Annotated in this window: 14 protein-coding genes; 10 read left to right on the top strand and 4 right to left on the bottom strand. The window is 67.3% G+C overall.

The features are described from left to right. Position 1 precedes the first annotated feature (1 nt). Genes ACNUDN_RS20580 through ACNUDN_RS20570 form a run of 3 tightly spaced genes read left to right on the top strand, consistent with a single transcriptional unit; the run spans position 2 to position 2,837 of the window. Positions 2–1,471: an MCE family protein gene (locus tag ACNUDN_RS20580; protein WP_419123615.1), complete on the top strand. Its 1,470-nt coding sequence runs from the start codon at positions 2–4 to the stop codon at positions 1,469–1,471. Beyond that, positions 1,435–2,157, top strand: a complete 723-nt coding sequence (locus ACNUDN_RS20575) for an Rv1363c family protein (RefSeq protein ID WP_419123614.1) — start codon at positions 1,435–1,437, stop codon at positions 2,155–2,157. The genes ACNUDN_RS20580 and ACNUDN_RS20575 overlap by 37 nt, the downstream gene beginning before the upstream one ends. Further along, positions 2,154–2,837, top strand: coding sequence for an Rv1363c family protein (locus tag ACNUDN_RS20570; RefSeq protein ID WP_419123613.1), 684 nt, complete (start codon positions 2,154–2,156; stop codon positions 2,835–2,837). Before ACNUDN_RS20575 ends, ACNUDN_RS20570 begins: the two co-directional genes overlap by 4 nt. A 4-nt stretch (positions 2,838–2,841) precedes the next feature. Here ACNUDN_RS20570 and ACNUDN_RS20565 read toward each other — a convergent pair whose 3' ends face one another. After that, complete coding sequence (locus ACNUDN_RS20565) at positions 2,842–3,645, bottom strand: SDR family NAD(P)-dependent oxidoreductase (RefSeq protein WP_419125239.1); 804 nt, start codon at positions 3,643–3,645, stop codon at positions 2,842–2,844. A 30-nt stretch (positions 3,646–3,675) separates the two neighbouring features. On the opposite strand from ACNUDN_RS20565, the gene ACNUDN_RS20560 reads away from it, so the two are divergent. From ACNUDN_RS20560 to ACNUDN_RS20545, 4 genes are all read left to right on the top strand, one after another. Next, on the top strand, positions 3,676–4,971 hold the full coding sequence (locus ACNUDN_RS20560) for a WS/DGAT/MGAT family O-acyltransferase (RefSeq protein ID WP_419123612.1): 1,296 nt from the start codon (positions 3,676–3,678) through the stop codon (positions 4,969–4,971). A 66-nt stretch (positions 4,972–5,037) separates the two neighbouring features. After that, entirely contained in the window at positions 5,038–6,477 is a 1,440-nt protein-coding gene (locus tag ACNUDN_RS20555; RefSeq protein ID WP_419123611.1) for a carotenoid oxygenase family protein, read from the top strand. A gap of 44 nt (positions 6,478–6,521) precedes the next feature. Then, complete coding sequence (locus ACNUDN_RS20550; protein WP_419123610.1) at positions 6,522–7,043, top strand: DoxX family protein; 522 nt, start codon at positions 6,522–6,524, stop codon at positions 7,041–7,043. Positions 7,044–7,165: 122 nt separating this feature from the next. Then, positions 7,166–8,908: a DUF3556 domain-containing protein gene (locus ACNUDN_RS20545; protein ID WP_419123609.1), complete on the top strand. Its 1,743-nt coding sequence runs from the start codon at positions 7,166–7,168 to the stop codon at positions 8,906–8,908. 19 nt (positions 8,909–8,927) lie between these two features. Here the strand turns inward: ACNUDN_RS20545 and ACNUDN_RS20540 are convergent, their stop codons facing one another. After that, complete coding sequence (locus ACNUDN_RS20540; RefSeq protein WP_419123608.1) at positions 8,928–9,719, bottom strand: FadR/GntR family transcriptional regulator; 792 nt, start codon at positions 9,717–9,719, stop codon at positions 8,928–8,930. Positions 9,720–9,916: 197 nt separating this feature from the next. On the opposite strand from ACNUDN_RS20540, the gene ACNUDN_RS20535 reads away from it, so the two are divergent. From ACNUDN_RS20535 to ACNUDN_RS20525, 3 genes are read left to right on the top strand one after another with little or no spacing between them, the layout of a single operon-like run. After that, positions 9,917–11,074: a thiolase family protein gene (locus tag ACNUDN_RS20535; RefSeq protein WP_419123607.1), complete on the top strand. Its 1,158-nt coding sequence runs from the start codon at positions 9,917–9,919 to the stop codon at positions 11,072–11,074. Beyond that, entirely contained in the window at positions 11,071–11,877 is an 807-nt protein-coding gene (locus tag ACNUDN_RS20530) for an enoyl-CoA hydratase-related protein (RefSeq protein ID WP_419123606.1), read from the top strand. The genes ACNUDN_RS20535 and ACNUDN_RS20530 overlap by 4 nt, the downstream gene beginning before the upstream one ends. Positions 11,878–11,890: 13 nt before the next feature. Then, positions 11,891–13,033 carry an acyl-CoA dehydrogenase family protein gene (locus tag ACNUDN_RS20525; protein ID WP_431960515.1) on the top strand — a complete coding sequence of 381 codons (1,143 nt, stop codon included), beginning with the start codon at positions 11,891–11,893 and terminating at the stop codon, positions 13,031–13,033. Between the two features lie 107 nt (positions 13,034–13,140). On the opposite strand, the gene ACNUDN_RS20520 is transcribed toward ACNUDN_RS20525, so the two are convergent. Then, positions 13,141–14,292: an IS30 family transposase gene (locus ACNUDN_RS20520; RefSeq protein ID WP_431961158.1), complete on the bottom strand. Its 1,152-nt coding sequence runs from the start codon at positions 14,290–14,292 to the stop codon at positions 13,141–13,143. 384 nt (positions 14,293–14,676) lie between these two features. Beyond that, positions 14,677–15,432, bottom strand: coding sequence for a fasciclin domain-containing protein (locus ACNUDN_RS20515; RefSeq protein ID WP_419123604.1), 756 nt, complete (start codon positions 15,430–15,432; stop codon positions 14,677–14,679). Positions 15,433–15,443 lie beyond the last annotated feature (11 nt).

Genomic DNA, 15,443 nt, shown 5'->3' with positions numbered 1-15,443 from the left:
CATGCGGTTGACACGACAGATCCTGATCCAGTTGACGATCTTCGCGCTGCTGGCCGCGGTGGCCCTGGGCATCATGGTCTTCGGCTACATGCGGCTGCCGGCGATGCTGGGCGTGGGCCAGTACAAGGTGACCCTGGAGCTGCCCGAAACCGGCGGACTCTACGAACGCAGCAACGTCACCTATCGCGGTTCGCAGGTCGGCATCGTCGAACGGGTCGGGTTGACCGACAGCGGGGTGGCCGCCGAACTGTCCCTGGATTCCGGTGTGCAGATCCCGGCCGATCTGATCGCCTCGGTGCGCAGCCAGTCGGCGGTCGGTGAGCAGTTCATCGAACTCGTGCCGCAGAGCGCGGAAGGACCCGAGCTGCGCAACGGAGATGTGATCCCGCGTGACCGGGCCCGGGTCCCCGCCGACGTCAACACCGTGTTGGAGCTGACCAACGAAGGCCTGCAAGCCATTCCGCAGGACAACCTCCGAACGGTGGTCGACGAGGCCTACGAGGCGGTCGGTGGTCTCGGGCCCGAACTACGCAGGCTCGTCAACGGGTCTTCCCAGCTGGCGATCGATGCCAGACAGAACCTGGATTCGCTGACCACGGTCATCGACGACTCCCGTCCCATCCTGGACTCGCAGATCGACACGTCGGACTCGATCCGGTCGTGGGCGTCCAATCTCGCGAACATCACCGGTCAGCTGCAGCGCGAGGACGGTTCGGTCTCGGGCCTGTTGAGCAGGGGGCCGGGCGCGGCAGAGGAGACCCGGGCGCTGTTCGACCGGCTGCAGCCGACGCTGCCGATCGTGCTGGCGAACCTGGTCAGCGTCGGCGAGGTGGCGGTGGCCTATCAGCCCAGCCTCGAACAACTGCTGGTCCTGCTGCCGCAGGGCACCGCGGTGACCCAGGCGGTGGGCGTCTCCAAGCACGGCACCAAGCAGGACTACATGGGCGACTACCTGGTGTTCAACCTGAACCTGAATGTGCCCCCTCCGTGCACCACCGGCTTCCTGCCGGCCCAGCAACAGCGGGCGCCGACCTTCGAGGATTACCCCGATCGCCCCCAGGGTGACATCTACTGCCGGGTGCCCCAGGACGGCGCGTTCAACGTGCGCGGTGCCCGCAACCTGCCGTGTATCACGGTGCCGGGCAAACGGGCTCCCAGCGCGGCGATGTGCGAGAGTGACGAGGTCTACGTGCCCTTGAACGAGGGGTACAACTGGAAGGGCGATCCGAACGCCACGTTGTCCGGGCAGTCGGTGCCTCAACTGCGGCCGGGTCAACAGCCTGTTGCGCCTACCGAAGACGCTCCACCGCCGGGCCCGGCTCCGCCTTCGATGGCGGCCGCCGAATATGATCCGGCGGACGGCACGTACGTTGGACCGGACGGACGTGTGCACACACAGTCCAACCTGGCCCAAGGTGCCGCAGAGGAGCGAACATGGCAGACGATGCTGCTGCCCCCGACGGGGAACTGAAGAAGTCGGCTGCGCCGACCGAGGACGCCTCGGACCCGGACGAGTCCGAAGTCGCGGCAGCGGAATCCGATGACGTTACTGAGCCCGCTGTGGAGGCCGAGCCCGAGGCCGGTGCCGACGACGCCGCCGAGGACACGGTGTCCGACGACGCCGCCGAGGACACGGTGTCGGACGACGCCGCCGAGGACGCGGCCCGCCAGCCTGTTTCGCATCTCACCGTCGCTCTGATCGCGGGCATCGTCGGAGTGGTCGCGCTGGCGGCGCTGACCGGCTGGCTCGGATTCCGCACCTATGAATCCCATCAGGCCGAGGAACAGCGGAATGTGTTTCTTCAGGTCGGTCGGCAGGGTGCGCTGAACCTGACCACGATCGACTGGGAGAACGCCGACGCCGACGTCCAGCGCATCCTCGACTCCGCGACCGGAACGTTCTACGACGACTTCCAGCAGCGGGCCGAACCGTTCGTCCAGGTGGTCAAGCAGGCCCAGTCGAAATCGGTCGGGACCATCGCCGAAGCGGGTCTGGAGTCGGCGAGCGAGGACCAGGCGCAGGTCCTGGTGGCGGTGACCGTGCAGACGACGAATGCCGGTGCACCCGAGCAGCAGCCGCGGGCGTGGCGGATGCGGATATCGGTGCAGGAGATCGACGGTGAGGCCAAGGTGTCGAAGGTGGAGTTCGTTCCGTGAGTGATGACGCGAAAGACGATGAGGCAAAGAAGATCGCCGACACCGACACTGCCGAAACCGACACCGCCGGAACCGACACCGCCGAAACCGACACTGCCGCCGACGTGAGCGTCCAAGCCGGCGCGGTCGAGGGCACTGACGCGGTCGAGGGCACTGACGCGGACGAGGACACCGACGCGACGGCGGCCAAGGCCGGGGTGGCGTGGAAGCGTCTGGTCGCTTTCGCGCTGCTGCCGGCATTGGCACTCGTTCTGGCGCTGGGCGCCGGCTTCTTGAAATGGCGCGACAACTCGGTGCGTAACAACGAACTCGCCGCGGTCACTTCGGTGCAGGCGGCGCGGGACAGCACGATCGCATTGCTGTCCTACCGGCCCGACACCGTCGAGGAGCAGCTCGGTGCCGCACGCGAGCTGCTGACCGGTGAGTTCCGGGACGCCTACACATCGCTGACCAACGATGTGGTGATTCCGGGTGCCAAGGAGAAGCAGATCTCGGCGGTCGCTTCGGTGCCTGCGGCGGCGTCGGTGTCGGCCACACCGAACGAGGCGGTGGTGCTGCTGTTCGTGAATCAGACGGTGTCGGTGGGAGCAGATGTGCCCACAGACACGGCGTCGAGTGTGCGGGTGACGTTGCAGAAGGACGGCGACCGCTGGCTGATCTCCCAGTTCGACCCGGTGTAGCGGCTCAGCGGTGCGCGCGGCCGGGGTGGCTGCGCGCCAGCACCGGCAGCAGAAGCCACCGGGGTGCCAGCCGGTTCACCACCGCTGCAACGCGGTTCGGGACGCCGGGTACGACGACACGGCGGCCTTGAGCCAGGCCGTCGACCGCGGTCCTGGCGACGGTGTCGGGCTGCTCCCAGAGGAACTTCGGTAGCAGTTTCTCCGCCTCTTCGTCAGGAATGCCCGCCGCCGCGCCGAAGCCGGTGCGCACCGGGCCGGGACACACCACGGTCGCGGTGACCCCGGTGCCCTTGAGTTCTTCGCTCATCGCCTCGGTGTAGGACAGCACAAACGCTTTCGCCGCACCGTAGGACGCCTGCCACGGCACCGGTCCGAACGCGCCGACCGACGCCACGTTGAGGACAGCGCCGCTGCCACGCGCCACCATGCCCGGCACGAACCGCGTGCACAGGTCGACGACCGCGGCGACGTCGACCTCGATCAGTCGAAGTTCGGCCGCCACGTCGACGCGCGCGACCGAGCCGAGATTGGACAATCCCGCGTTGTTGACCAGTATGTCCACCGTCAGTCCGAGGTCGGCGACCCGCGTGGGCAGCGCCGCCCGGTCTGCCGGCTGTGACAGGTCTGCGGAGAGCACATGGGCTTGCGGGCCGAGGGCGTCAGCGAGGTCGCGCAGACGCTCGCCGCGGCGAGCCACCAGAATTACCTGGTGACCACGGCGCACGAGCTCACGGGCGATGTGCTCGCCGATACCGGAGGACGCGCCGGTGACGATCGCCGCCCCGGTGTCGGAGGGGCCCGGCAGCATCGGCATGCCGGTCAGCCTAGCCTGGGGTCCATGACAGCGCGCCGGCTCACGGCGGTCGATGCCCAGATGTACTGGATGTCGGCGTCGATCCCCAACGACCAGTTCCTGCTGTACGCATTCGACGGAAGCCCCGAGCACCTCGGGCGTGCGCTGGACGAGGTCTGGACCCGAGCGCAGCGACGCCCGGAGTTCGGACTGCGCATCGCCGACAGCGGGGTGTGGACCTATCCGGTCTGGGAGCCGCGTGCGGTCGACGACGAGCAGTTCGTGGTGCACGAGTTGACCGACGCCACCTGGCAAGGATGCCTGGACGCGGTCGCGCGGTTGACCGACAGTCAGCTCGACGCCCGCCAGATCACCTGGCGACTGCACGTCTTCCCGGGCCTGGACGGGGTACCCGGCGCCGCCGAGGCCGCGGTGACGGTGCTGCAGCTCTCTCATGCGCTCGGCGACGGTGTCCGGGCTTCGGCGTTGGCGGCGTACCTGTTCGGCCGCGACGCCGGCATCCCCACGGTGTGCGCCGAACCGGCGGCCGCGACGATGCTGCCGGTGCTGGCCTGCCGCGCCGCGCGCGCACATCGTCGACTCGAACGTGATGTCCGTGCGGGACTGACTCCGCCCCAAGCGGTTTCGGTGCCCGCGCTGCGCAGCAACAGCCGGCCCGCCGGCACTCGTCACCTGCGCACCGTGGTGTGCGGACGCGATCAGTTCGGTGCCGCCACGGTCACGGCCGCGGCGCTGGCCGCAGTGTCGGCGGCGCTGGCCGGTCAGCTCCGTGAACTCGGCGACGACCCGGCCCGGTTGGGCGCCGAGGTACCCATGGCCAAAGCGGGAAACCGGCAGGCGTTCAACCATTTCGGCAACGTCGGCGTCGGCCTGTATCCCGGACTGGACCGATCTCGGCGGGTCGACTTCATCGCCGCTGATCTGCGGCAGCGACGGCGTCGGGCCGCCCACCCCGCGGCGCACGCCGAAGCTGCAGCGTTCGCTGCCGTTCCGGCGTCGTTGTTGCGTTGGGGCGTCGGTCAATTCGATCCCGAGGTGCGCTCTGCGACAGTCACGGGCAACACCGTCGTCTCCAGCGTCAACCGCGGTGCGAAGGACCTGAGGTTCGGCGCGGCCCCCGTGGCGCTCACCGCTGGATTTCCGGCGCTGTCACCGATGATGGCGGTGACGCACGGCGTACACGGTATCGGCGACACGGTGGTGGTCAGCGTGCACGCCGCCGACTCGGGGATCGGCGATATCGACACCTATGCCGCCAGGCTGGCGCGGGAGCTCCGCGGGTCCGCCGATGAGGTGCCGGTCGGGCGGGGTCCAAAATAGCCCTGCAGGTGCTATACAGGGCGTAGTGATCACGGTTGGGGATCACGCGGGCATAGGGAATCTGCCATGACCAATGAGTACCTCGAAGGCGCGTTCGCCCCGTTGTCGCGGGAGTACACCCTCACCGACCTTGAGGTGACCGGTGCCATCCCAGCCCATCTGGACGGACGTTATCTGCGCAACGGTCCCAATCCGGTGCAGCAGGTCGACCCGCAGGCGTATCACTGGTTCACCGGAGACGGCATGGTGCACGGCATCCGCCTCCGGGACGGAAAAGCCGAGTGGTACCGCAACCGATGGGTGCGCAGTCCGGTGGTGGCCGAGGCCTTGGGGCAGCCGGTGCCGCAGGGCAATTTCGGACTGACGCCGGTCGGTGCCAACACCAACGTGATCGGTCACGCGGGCAAGACGCTGGCGCTGATCGAGTCCGGGGTCGCCCAGTACGAGTTGACCGACGAACTGGACACCGTCGGTCTCTTCGATTTCGACGGCACGCTGGCCGGCGGGTACACCGCCCATCCCAAACGTGACCCGGCCACCGGCGAACTGCATGCCGTGTCCTACTGCCTGCTCAACGCGAACACCGTGCAGTACTCGGTGATCGGCGTCGACGGTCGGGCCCGGCGCTGCGTGGACATCGAGGTCACGGGCAGCCCGATGATGCACGACTTCTCGCTGACCGAACGGCATGTGGTGTTCTACGACCTGCCGGTCACCTTCGACGCGCGCCAGGCCGCCACCGTCGGTGTGCCCCGCTGGCTGCGCCTGCCTGCCCGGCTGGTGTTGTCCGCGCTGATCGGCCGGATCCGCATCCCCGATCCGATCGCGGCCCGCCGCCCGGGGCGGGATTCGGCCGGCAGCGCCTTCCCGTACTCGTGGAATCCGCGATACCCGGCGCGCGTCGGCGTCATGCCGCGCGAGGGCGGCAACCGCGACGTGCGCTGGTTCGAGGTCGAGCCGTGCTACGTCTTCCACCCGATGAACGCGTTCGACGACGGTGACACCGTCGTGCTCGACGTGGTCCGGCACGAGAAGATGTTCGCCACCGATCGTCTCGGACCCAACGAGGGGCCGCCGACGCTGGACCGATGGACCGTCGACCTCGCCGACGCCAAGGTGCGGGAAACCCGCATCGACGACCGGGGCCAGGAGTTTCCCCGCGTCGACGAACGTGTCGTCGGTAGGCGGCATCGGTACGGCTACGCGCCGGCCGTCACCGGCGGCGGTTCCTGCGCGGACACCCTGCTCAAACACGACTTCGTCGGGCAAGGATCCGGCGCGCGATCATTTGGTGCAGGGAAAACTTTGGGCGAGTTCGTATTTCATCCGCGGACGGCTGATGCCGCGGAGGACGACGGAGTGTTGATGGGTTATGTGTACGACCGCGCGACTGATCGCAGCGAACTGGCGATCCTGGATGCGGGCACCCTCGACGATGTCGCGGCCATCAAACTGCCGCACCGCGTGCCCGCGGGATTTCACGGGAACTGGGTCCCGGCAGGTTAGGGCAGGGCGAGTGGGCGCCCGACGGATGTTCTAAGTTCGCTCTCATGAGTGCCTACGATGTCGGCGTCCTGATCCTGCGGGTCGTCCTCGGACTGACCATGGCCGCGCACGGTTACAACAAGTTTTTCGGCAAAGGCGGACTCAAGGGCACCGCGGGCTGGTTCGACAGCATGGGCATGCGGCCCGGCATGTTCCACGCCCGGGTCGCCGCCGGCACCGAGATGGCTGCCGGACTCGGTCTGGCGGCCGGCCTGCTCACTCCGGTCCCGGCGGCCGGCTTCGTCGCGCTGATGCTGGTCGCCGCCTGGACGGTACACAAGGACAACGGGTTCTTCATCGTCAAGGAGGGCTGGGAGTACAACCTCGTGCTGGCCGCATCGGCGGTGGCTGTCGCGACCATCGGGGCGGGCACGCTGAGCCTGGACCACCTGTTGTTCGCCGGCAGTGGATTCTACGACTACCTGCGCGGCTGGTGGGGGCTCGCGATAGCGACCGTGCTGGGCCTGGCCGGCGGAATCGGCCAGGTGGTCATCTTCTACCGTCCCCCCGCCCAGCAGAGCCCGTAGTTCTCCATCGTCGTTCTCCACTGCGGCTCTCGGCGTCCCGAACGCGCACGGTCACGCCCCGCCGACCGCGATTTGTGACTGTTCGCCACAGCTGAACTGGAACACGTTCTAGTCTGACCGTCATGGGTTTTCTCAAGCAGGACGCGCCCGTCGTCGACTACGCGGAATGGAGCAAGGGCACCCGGGCGCAACGCATCGTCCCGATGGCGCGGCACTGGGCCGAGGTGGGCTTCGGCACCCCCGTGGTGCTGCACCTGTTCTACGTGGTGAAGATCCTGCTCTACGCGCTGGTGGCGTGGCTGATCGTGCTGAGCACCTCGGGGATCGACGGGTTCACCGACGTCGCTGCCTGGTATCACGAGCCGATCGTGTACCAGAAGGTCGTCTTCTACACGATGCTCTTCGAGATCGTCGGTTTCGGCTGCGGCTTCGGACCGCTCAACAACCGGTTCTTCCCGCCGATGGGGTCGATCCTGTACTGGTTGCGCCCCAAGACCATCCGGCTTCCGCCATGGCCGTCCCGGATCCCGCTGACCTCGGGTGACTCCCGCACGCCGTTCGACGTGCTCGTCTACGCGGCGCTGCTGGTGATGCTGGTGATCGCACTGTTCTCCGACGGCACCGGCCCGATCCCCGAGATCGGGTCCGAGGTCGGGGTGCTGCCGGTCTGGCAGACCGCCACGATCATCGCGCTGCTCGCCGTGGCAGGTCTACGCGACAAGGTGCTCTTCCTGGCCGCCCGCGGTGAGGTGTACGGATCGCTGGCGGTGTGTTTCCTGTTCAGCGGGGCCGACATCATCATCGCCGCGAAGCTGGTGTGCCTGGTGATCTGGATCGGTGCGGCCACATCGAAACTCAACAAGCACTTCCCGTTCGTCATCTCCACGATGATGAGCAACAACCCGGTGATGCGGCCGCGGTGGATCAAGCGCAAGTTCTTCGAGAGCTTCCCGGATGACCTGCGGCCCGGGCGGGCGTCGCGGTGGCTGGCCCACTTCTCCACCGCGATCGAGATGCTGGTGCCGCTGGTGCTGTTCTTCTCTCACGGCGGGTGGGCCACCGCCATCGCGGCGTTCGTGATGCTGGTCTTCCACTTCGGGATCCTGTCGGCGATCCCGATGGGGGTGCCGTTGGAGTGGAACGTGTTCATGATGTTCAGCGTGCTGGCGCTGTTCGTCGGCAATGCCGGGGTGGGACTGGCAGACCTGCAGAGTCCGTGGCCGATCGTGTTGTTCCTCGCGGTCGCGGGCACCGTGGTGATCGGAAACCTGTTTCCGCGCAAGGTGTCGTTCCTGCCCGGCATGCGGTATTACGCAGGCAACTGGGACACCTCGCTGTGGTGCGTGAAACCCTCGGCGTCGGAGAAGATCACCAACGGCATCGTCGCGATCGCCAGCATGCCGGCCGCGCAGATGGAGAAGTTCTACGGCAGCAAGGAAACCGCGGAGATGTACCTCTACATGGGATACGCCTTCCGGTCCTTCAACACCCACGGGCGGGCCATGTTCACGCTGGCGCACCGTGCGATGGCCGGGCAGGACGAGTCCGAGTACGTGCTGACCGACGGGGAACGCATCTGCAGCACCGCGATCGGCTGGAACTTCGGCGACGGGCACATGCACAACGAACAGCTGATCGCGGCCCTGCAGAAGCGGTGTCACTTCGAACCGGGCGAGGTGCGGGTCTTGCTGCTCGACGCACAGCCGATTCACCGGCAGCGCCAGCAATACCGCCTCGTCGATGCCGCGACCGGCGAGTTCGAACGCGGCTACGTCATGGTGGCGGACATGGTCACCCGCCAGCCGTGGGACGACACCGTGCCGGTGCACGTGACATGGCAGCGCGACGGGGTGGACGCGTCCTGACGAGGTGGGCGCGGTACCGTCAGCCCATCACGTCGCGGACGGCCACGCTCTCCAAGCCCGCCAGCAGCAACTCCCGCGACTTGTCGAGATGCTTGCGCCAGTGCGCCTCGGCCCCGGCCGCATCGCCGGACCGGAGGAACTGCATCAGCTTGCGGTAGGACCGGATCAGCGTCTCGTAGTCGGCCTTGGATATCGGGCGACGCTCCTTGAACACGAATGCCGTGTGCCGGACCGTGATCTCGTGCAGCATGCCGGCGATGATGCTCAGTGTCGCATTGCCGCTGAGCTGGACCACCCGCAGATGGAACGCGCCGGTGGCCTCGGCCAACTGTGGCGTTTGATAGCCGGCGGCGACGAGCTCCTCCAGCAGCCGATCGAGTTCGTCGAAAGCGTCGTCGGTGCCGAATTCGGCGAGCAGCCGCGCGGCCATCGGTTCGATTCCCGACTTCGCGGTCAGCAGATCGGCGATCGTTGCGCCGGACAGTTCCAGCAGCAGTCCGGCCGGGCGAGCGACCACCTCGGGGCCGGGCACCCGTACGCGCGCCCCAGTGCGCGAGCCGCGCCGAACCTCGACGAGGCGCTCGGACTCCAGTACCCGCACGGCTTCCCGCAGCGTGGGCCGGCTGACACCGAAGTGGGCCATCAGTTCGGCCTCGTTGGGCAGAAAGTCGCCGTCCTTGAGCTGGCCCTCGACGACCATCCGGCGCAGGGTTCCCGCGACGAGTTCGGCTGTCTTGGGGGAGCGCACCGCGGCACGCGAGGCGACGGCATCCGCCCCGATCATCGGAGCGAGGGGAGTGCTGCGGGTCACGGCACCTCCTCGACGGGTCGACTGCAGACAGCTGTGCAACTCAGTAAACCATGTGGGGACGTGGTACCCCGGTTTACCGGCTGCTGATCAGCCTGCCACGCCCACCTACCAACCAGTAGGTTGACCTAGTAAACCTTGTTCGTTACTTTCGTGATAACCGCTGTCTCACCGAGCCAATCCACTGAAGGAGTATCTCCATGGCTGAAGCCGTCATCGTCGAGGCTGTCCGATCGCCGGTCGGCAAGCGCAACGGCGGCCTGTCCGGTGTGCACCCCGCCGAGTTGTCGGCCCAGGTGCTCAATGGTCTGGTTGAGCGGGCCGGAGTCGACCCCGCGCTCGTCGACGATGTGATCTGGGGCTGCGTCATGCAGGCGGGCGAACAGGCCCTCGACATCGCACGCACCGCGGTCCTCAGCGCCGGCTGGCCCGAGACCGTGCCGGGCGTGACCGTGGACCGCCAGTGCGGCTCCAGCCAGCAGTCGCTGCACTTCGCCGTGGCGGGCGTGGTGGCCGGTCATTACGACGTCGTCGTGGCCGGCGGCGTCGAGTCGATGTCGCGCACCCCGATGGGCTCCTCACTTGCCAACGGCGGCAACCCCTACGGCGAGTCGTTCAAGGCCCGCTACGACCAGACCCCCAACCAGGGCATCGGCGCCGAGATGATCGCCGAGCAGTGGGGCCTGTCCCGCACCCAGCTCGACGAGTTCTCGCTGCGCTCGCACGAGAAGGCCGCTGCTGCCCAGGATTCCGGCGCCTTCAAGGACCAGATCCTCGGCATCAAGACCAAGGACGCCGACGGCAACGACACCGTCGTGCTCGAGGACGGGGGCATCCGCCGCGGGGGCACCGTCGAGTCGATGGCCAACATCAAGCCCGCCTTCAAGGAGGACGGCGTGATCCACGCCGGCAACTCCAGCCAGATCTCCGACGGTTCGGCTGCGCTGTTGCTGATGTCGGCGGAGAAGGCGAAAGAACTCGGGCTCAAGCCACTTGCCAAGGTGCACACCGCGGTGCTCGCCGGCGCCGATCCGGTGATCATGCTGACCGCCCCTATTCCGGCCACCCAGAAGGCGCTCAAGAAGTCGGGGCTGAGCCTCGACCAGATCGGCGCCTTCGAGGTCAACGAGGCATTCGCGCCGGTGCCGATGGCATGGCTGAAGGACATCGGCGCCGACGAGGCCAAGCTCAACCCCAACGGCGGCGCCATCGCGCTCGGGCATCCGCTCGGAGGCTCCGGTGCGCGCATCCTGACCACCCTGCTTCACCACATGCGGGACAACAACATTCAGTACGGGCTGCAGACGATGTGCGAGGGTGGCGGCCAGGCCAACGCGACCATTCTGGAACTGCTGTGAGTGAAACCCAGGCCCCGGGTGCGGTGGCGGAACGCCGGGGCAGAAACGGTGACGTCCTGCTCATCACCATCAACCGGCCGGAGGCGCGTAACGCCGTCAACGCCGCGGTGTCCATCGGCGTCGGCGACGCGCTGCAGAGCGCGCAGGACGATCCCGAGATCCGCGCCGTCATCCTGACCGGTGCCGGGGACAAATCCTTCTGTGCCGGCGCGGATCTGAAGGCGATCTCACGCGGCGAGAACCTGTTCCACCCCGAGCACTCGGAATGGGGCTTCGCCGGGTACGTGCGGCACTTCATCGACAAGCCGACCATTGCGGCGGTCAACGGCACCGCGCTGGGCGGTGGCACCGAGCTGGCCTTGGCCAGCGATCTGGTGGTTGCCGAGGAACGCGCGAAATTCGGTCTGCCCGAAGTGAAGCGCGGCCTGATCGCCGGAGCCGGTGGGGTGTTCCGCATCGTCGAACAGCTGCCGCGCAAGGTGGCGCTTGAGCTGATCTACACCGGCGAACCGATCAGTTCGGCCGACGCGCTGCGCTGGGGACTGATCAACCAGGTCGTCCCCGACGGGACCGTCGTCGACGCGGCGCTGGCGCTGGCCGAGCGGATCACTTGCAACGCACCGTTGGCCGTGCAGGCCAGCAAGCGGGTGTCCCACGGCGCCATCGACGGGGTGGTGGGCAGCGACGAACCGTTCTGGAAGCAGACGTTCGCCGAGTTCACGACGCTGCTCAAGACCGAAGATGCGATGGAAGGCCCGCTGGCCTTTGCGCAGAAGCGCGAACCTGTCTGGAAAGCCAAGTAAGGAAACCGAACCCATGAAGCGCACCATCTACGACGCTGAGCACGAGGCGTTCCGCGAGACCGTCAAGGAGTACATCGAGCGTGAGCTCGTGCCGTACCACGAGAAGTGGGAGACCGAACGCCTCGTTGACCGCTCGGCCTACACCGCCGCGGGCAAGTACGGCCTCATCGGGTTCAACATGCCCGAGGAATACGGCGGCGGCGGCACCGACGACTTCCGGTTCAACGCGATCATCGACGAGGAGATCGCCCGGGCCGGGGTGCACGGCCCCGCGTTGAGCCTGCACAACGACGTCGTCGCGCCGTATTTCAAGGACCTGACCAACGACGAGCAGAAGAAGCGGTGGCTGCCGGGCATCACCAGCGGCGAGACGATCATCGCGGTGGCGATGACCGAACCCGGCGCCGGCAGCGATCTGGCCGGCATCCGCACCTCCGCGGTGCGCGACGGCGACGACTGGATCATCAACGGCTCCAAGACGTTCATCTCGTCGGGCATCAACTGCGACCTCGTCGTCGTGGTGGCCCGCACCGATCCGGAGGCCGGGCACAAGGGTTTCACGCTGTTCGTGGTGGAGCGCGACATGGAGGGGTTCACCCGGGGGCGCAAGCTCGACAAGATGGGCCTGCACAGCCAGGACACCTCCGAACTGCACTTCGAGAACGTCCGGGTACCCAATGCCAACCTGCTGGGCAAGGAAGGCCGCGGCTTCTACCACCTGATGACGAATCTGCCCTCGGAACGGCTTTCGATCGCCATCTCGGCGATCGCGGGCGCGCGGGCGGTGTTCGACGAGACCCTGCAGTACTGCAAGGACCGGAAGGCGTTCGGCCAGCCGATCGGCAGCTTCCAGCACAACCGATTCCTGCTCGCCGAAATGGAGACCGAACTCGAGGTCACCGAGAACTACATCGACCGCTGCCTGCAGGGCGTGGTCGACGGGGAGCTGACCGCGGTCGAGGCGGCCAAGGCCAAGTGGTGGGCCACCGAGGTCGCCAAGAAGGTCGTCGACCAGTGCGTGCAGCTGCACGGCGGGTACGGCTACATGCTGGAATACCGCGTCGCACGGGCGTACGTCGACGGGCGCATCCAGACGATCTTCGGGGGCACCACCGAGATCATGAAGGAGATCATCGGCCGCGAGCTGGGCGTTTGAGTCGGCTCGCCGACGTGGCGTTTGAGTCGGCTCGCCGACGTGGCGTTTGAGTCGGCTCGCCGACGTGCGCCGAGATTGCGGTGAGGGCTGTGACCCGCGTCTTGGATTCAAGCGGTGGCTGCAACGAATGTGGACGGGTCTGAGAGTAGTCGGTCGAGTTCTTCGGCGGGGGTGCGCCAGTTGTGGCGTTTGCGGGGTCGGGCGTTGAGTTCGGCGGCGACCTGGTCGAGCCATCCGGGACCGTAGAACGACAGGTCGGTGCCTTTGGGGAAGTACTGACGGAGCAAGCCGTTGGTGTTCTCGTTGGTGCCGCGTTGCCAGGGGCTGTGCGGGTCGCAGAAGTAGATCGGCAGCCCGGTGGCCTCGGTGATCTTGGTGTGCAGCGCCATTTCGCTGCCTTGGTCCCAGGTCAGGGAGCGGCGCAGGATCTCAGGTATCTCGGGGATCTTGGTGCTGATCGCCTCGGCCAGGGTGGCGGCGGTGTGGTCGCCGGGCAGGTGTAGCAGGACCACAAAACCGGTGGTGCGTTCGACCAAGGTGCCGATCGCCGAGGCCGAAGCGGTGCTGCCCAGGATCAGATCTCCTTCCCAATGGCCGGGGATCGCGCGGTCATCAGCTTCGGCGGGCCGCTCACTGATGTTGATCATGCCTTTGAGCTTTCCTGGCCCAGTTTCGTTGCGGCCCTGATGTTTCCGCCGGGTTCGGCCGGTACGCAGCGCGGCCTTGACCACTTTCGCCAGCTCGCCGCGGGGCTGGACATACAGCGCTTGGTAGATCGTCTCGTGTGACACCCACATCTCCGGTTTCTTGGGGAAATCCTCGCGCAGCCGGCCCGCGATCTGCTCGGGACTATGCCGCTTCTCCAAGCGTGCCACCACCTCGGCCAACAGCGCCGGGTTGTCCTCGAGCTTGCGCGGTTTGGGCCGTTTACGGCTGGCCTCGGCCACGTCCTGGCCGAGGCGGGCTCGATACCCCGACTCGGTCATTCCCTTGCCGATCTCACGGCTGATGGTGGCGGGGTGGCGACCCAGCACCTCGGCGGCCCGCCGCGGAGCGCATCCGGTCTCGAGCAGCTCTTCGAGACGGTAACGCTCGGTGAACGTCAACGGCGCTCGCGGCCGAGGCGCTCGCGCGGTTGACTCCTCGACAGGGACAGCTGTTCTGGGCACATAACCAGCCTGTTTGACCCAGATCGCGCCGGCGTTCTCCGACACGCCGGCCACCAGTGCGGCCTCGGTGATCGACGATCCGGCATTCATCGCTGACCAGAAAGCCTCCCGAGCGGCCACCGAATACCGGGTTCCGCGGTGTTTGAGATTGGCCGGGATACCGGCCGCCTTCGCCCACTTCGACCCCTGCTGGTGGGCCACCCCGGCGACCGTCGCGGCCGCCGACTGCGACAAACCCGACCTCAACGCCTCAAAGAACACCTCACGCGCCGACTCATGAACCTCGTTGCTGCCATGCCCGCCAAAACCCATCGAACAACACCTCCGGACAAATCAGGTGTTGCAGCGACCACTTGAGTCTGAGCGTGGATCAACGACCCTGCGCGCAATCTCGACGCCTGACGCCTGACGCCTGACGCCTGACGCCTGACGCCTGACGCCTGACGCCTGACGCTCGACGCCGGACGCGTCGGGTCAGCCGATGGGCGCCTCGGCGGCCGGGGACGGCGGCGCTTCGGCCGGGGCAGGTGCCGGCTCGGTGGTCTCGGCCGGCGCAGTGGTCGGCTCGGTGGTCGCGGCCGGCGCAGTCGGCGAGGTGGTGCCCGTCGTGGTGGGCGCGATCGGGGCCGGCGCGTCAGCAGGGTCGAGAACCTGATCGATGAGGTAGATCCGCGCGTTCTGCGCCGTGATGCCGCCACACACCACCTTGGCCGTCTCGTTGACCTGGATGTCGCCGCCCGAGCCGGTTACCTCGACCTCGGTGCCTTCCTGGGTGGGGCGTTGCCCCTTGACGTCGTCGGGGCCGAGCAGCCCGAGGAATGCGTGGTAGTACAGCAGACTGGTCAACGCCGCCGGGTCGGTGCGCAGCAGTTCCTGCTGCTCGGGGGGCAGTGCCGCGAATGCCTCGTTGGTCGGTGCGAACACGACGTAAGGCCCGTTGTCGAGCACGCCGGCGATGTTGACGGCCGGGTTCAGTTGCCCGGACACCGCGGAGCTGAAGGTTGTGATCTCCGGGATCGAGGACAGCGCAGTGCTGACCGGAAGATCGGCCAAGCCCTTCCAGTTCGGCAGCGACTCCTTGAACGCTCCGCAGTCAGGTCCCTGCGGATCGGGGATCTCGGTCACCGTGGTGGTCGGCTGGGCCTGGGCGTTGACGGCCAGCGGAACCGACAGGGCGACGGCCGCGGCACTGACAGCGACGCCGATGGCCTTGCTGGTGCGGGTCTTCACGTGGTCTCCTT

This window comes from Mycobacterium sp. smrl_JER01, from assembly GCF_048513595.2.
Classification (GTDB): domain Bacteria; phylum Actinomycetota; class Actinomycetes; order Mycobacteriales; family Mycobacteriaceae; genus Mycobacterium.
This window is presented reverse-complemented; position numbering and strand designations above follow the sequence as displayed.

Excerpts from the sequence above, each read along its gene's own strand:
- ACNUDN_RS20555 (WP_419123611.1), top strand. The coding sequence starts at position 5,038 with ATGACCAATGAGTACCTCGAAGGCGCGTTCGCCCCGTTGTCGCGGGAG.
- ACNUDN_RS20560 (WP_419123612.1), top strand. The coding sequence starts at position 3,676 with ATGACAGCGCGCCGGCTCACGGCGGTCGATGCCCAGATGTACTGGATG.
- ACNUDN_RS20550 (WP_419123610.1), top strand. The coding sequence starts at position 6,522 with ATGAGTGCCTACGATGTCGGCGTCCTGATCCTGCGGGTCGTCCTCGGA.
- ACNUDN_RS20565 (WP_419125239.1), bottom strand. The coding sequence starts at position 3,645 with ATGCTGCCGGGCCCCTCCGACACCGGGGCGGCGATCGTCACCGGCGCG.
- ACNUDN_RS20545 (WP_419123609.1), top strand. The coding sequence starts at position 7,166 with ATGGGTTTTCTCAAGCAGGACGCGCCCGTCGTCGACTACGCGGAATGG.
- ACNUDN_RS20525 (WP_431960515.1), top strand. The coding sequence starts at position 11,891 with ATGAAGCGCACCATCTACGACGCTGAGCACGAGGCGTTCCGCGAGACC.
- ACNUDN_RS20580 (WP_419123615.1), top strand. The coding sequence starts at position 2 with ATGCGGTTGACACGACAGATCCTGATCCAGTTGACGATCTTCGCGCTG.
- ACNUDN_RS20520 (WP_431961158.1), bottom strand. The coding sequence starts at position 14,292 with ATGAATGCCGGATCGTCGATCACCGAGGCCGCACTGGTGGCCGGCGTG.
- ACNUDN_RS20575 (WP_419123614.1), top strand. The coding sequence starts at position 1,435 with ATGGCAGACGATGCTGCTGCCCCCGACGGGGAACTGAAGAAGTCGGCT.
- ACNUDN_RS20535 (WP_419123607.1), top strand. The coding sequence starts at position 9,917 with ATGGCTGAAGCCGTCATCGTCGAGGCTGTCCGATCGCCGGTCGGCAAG.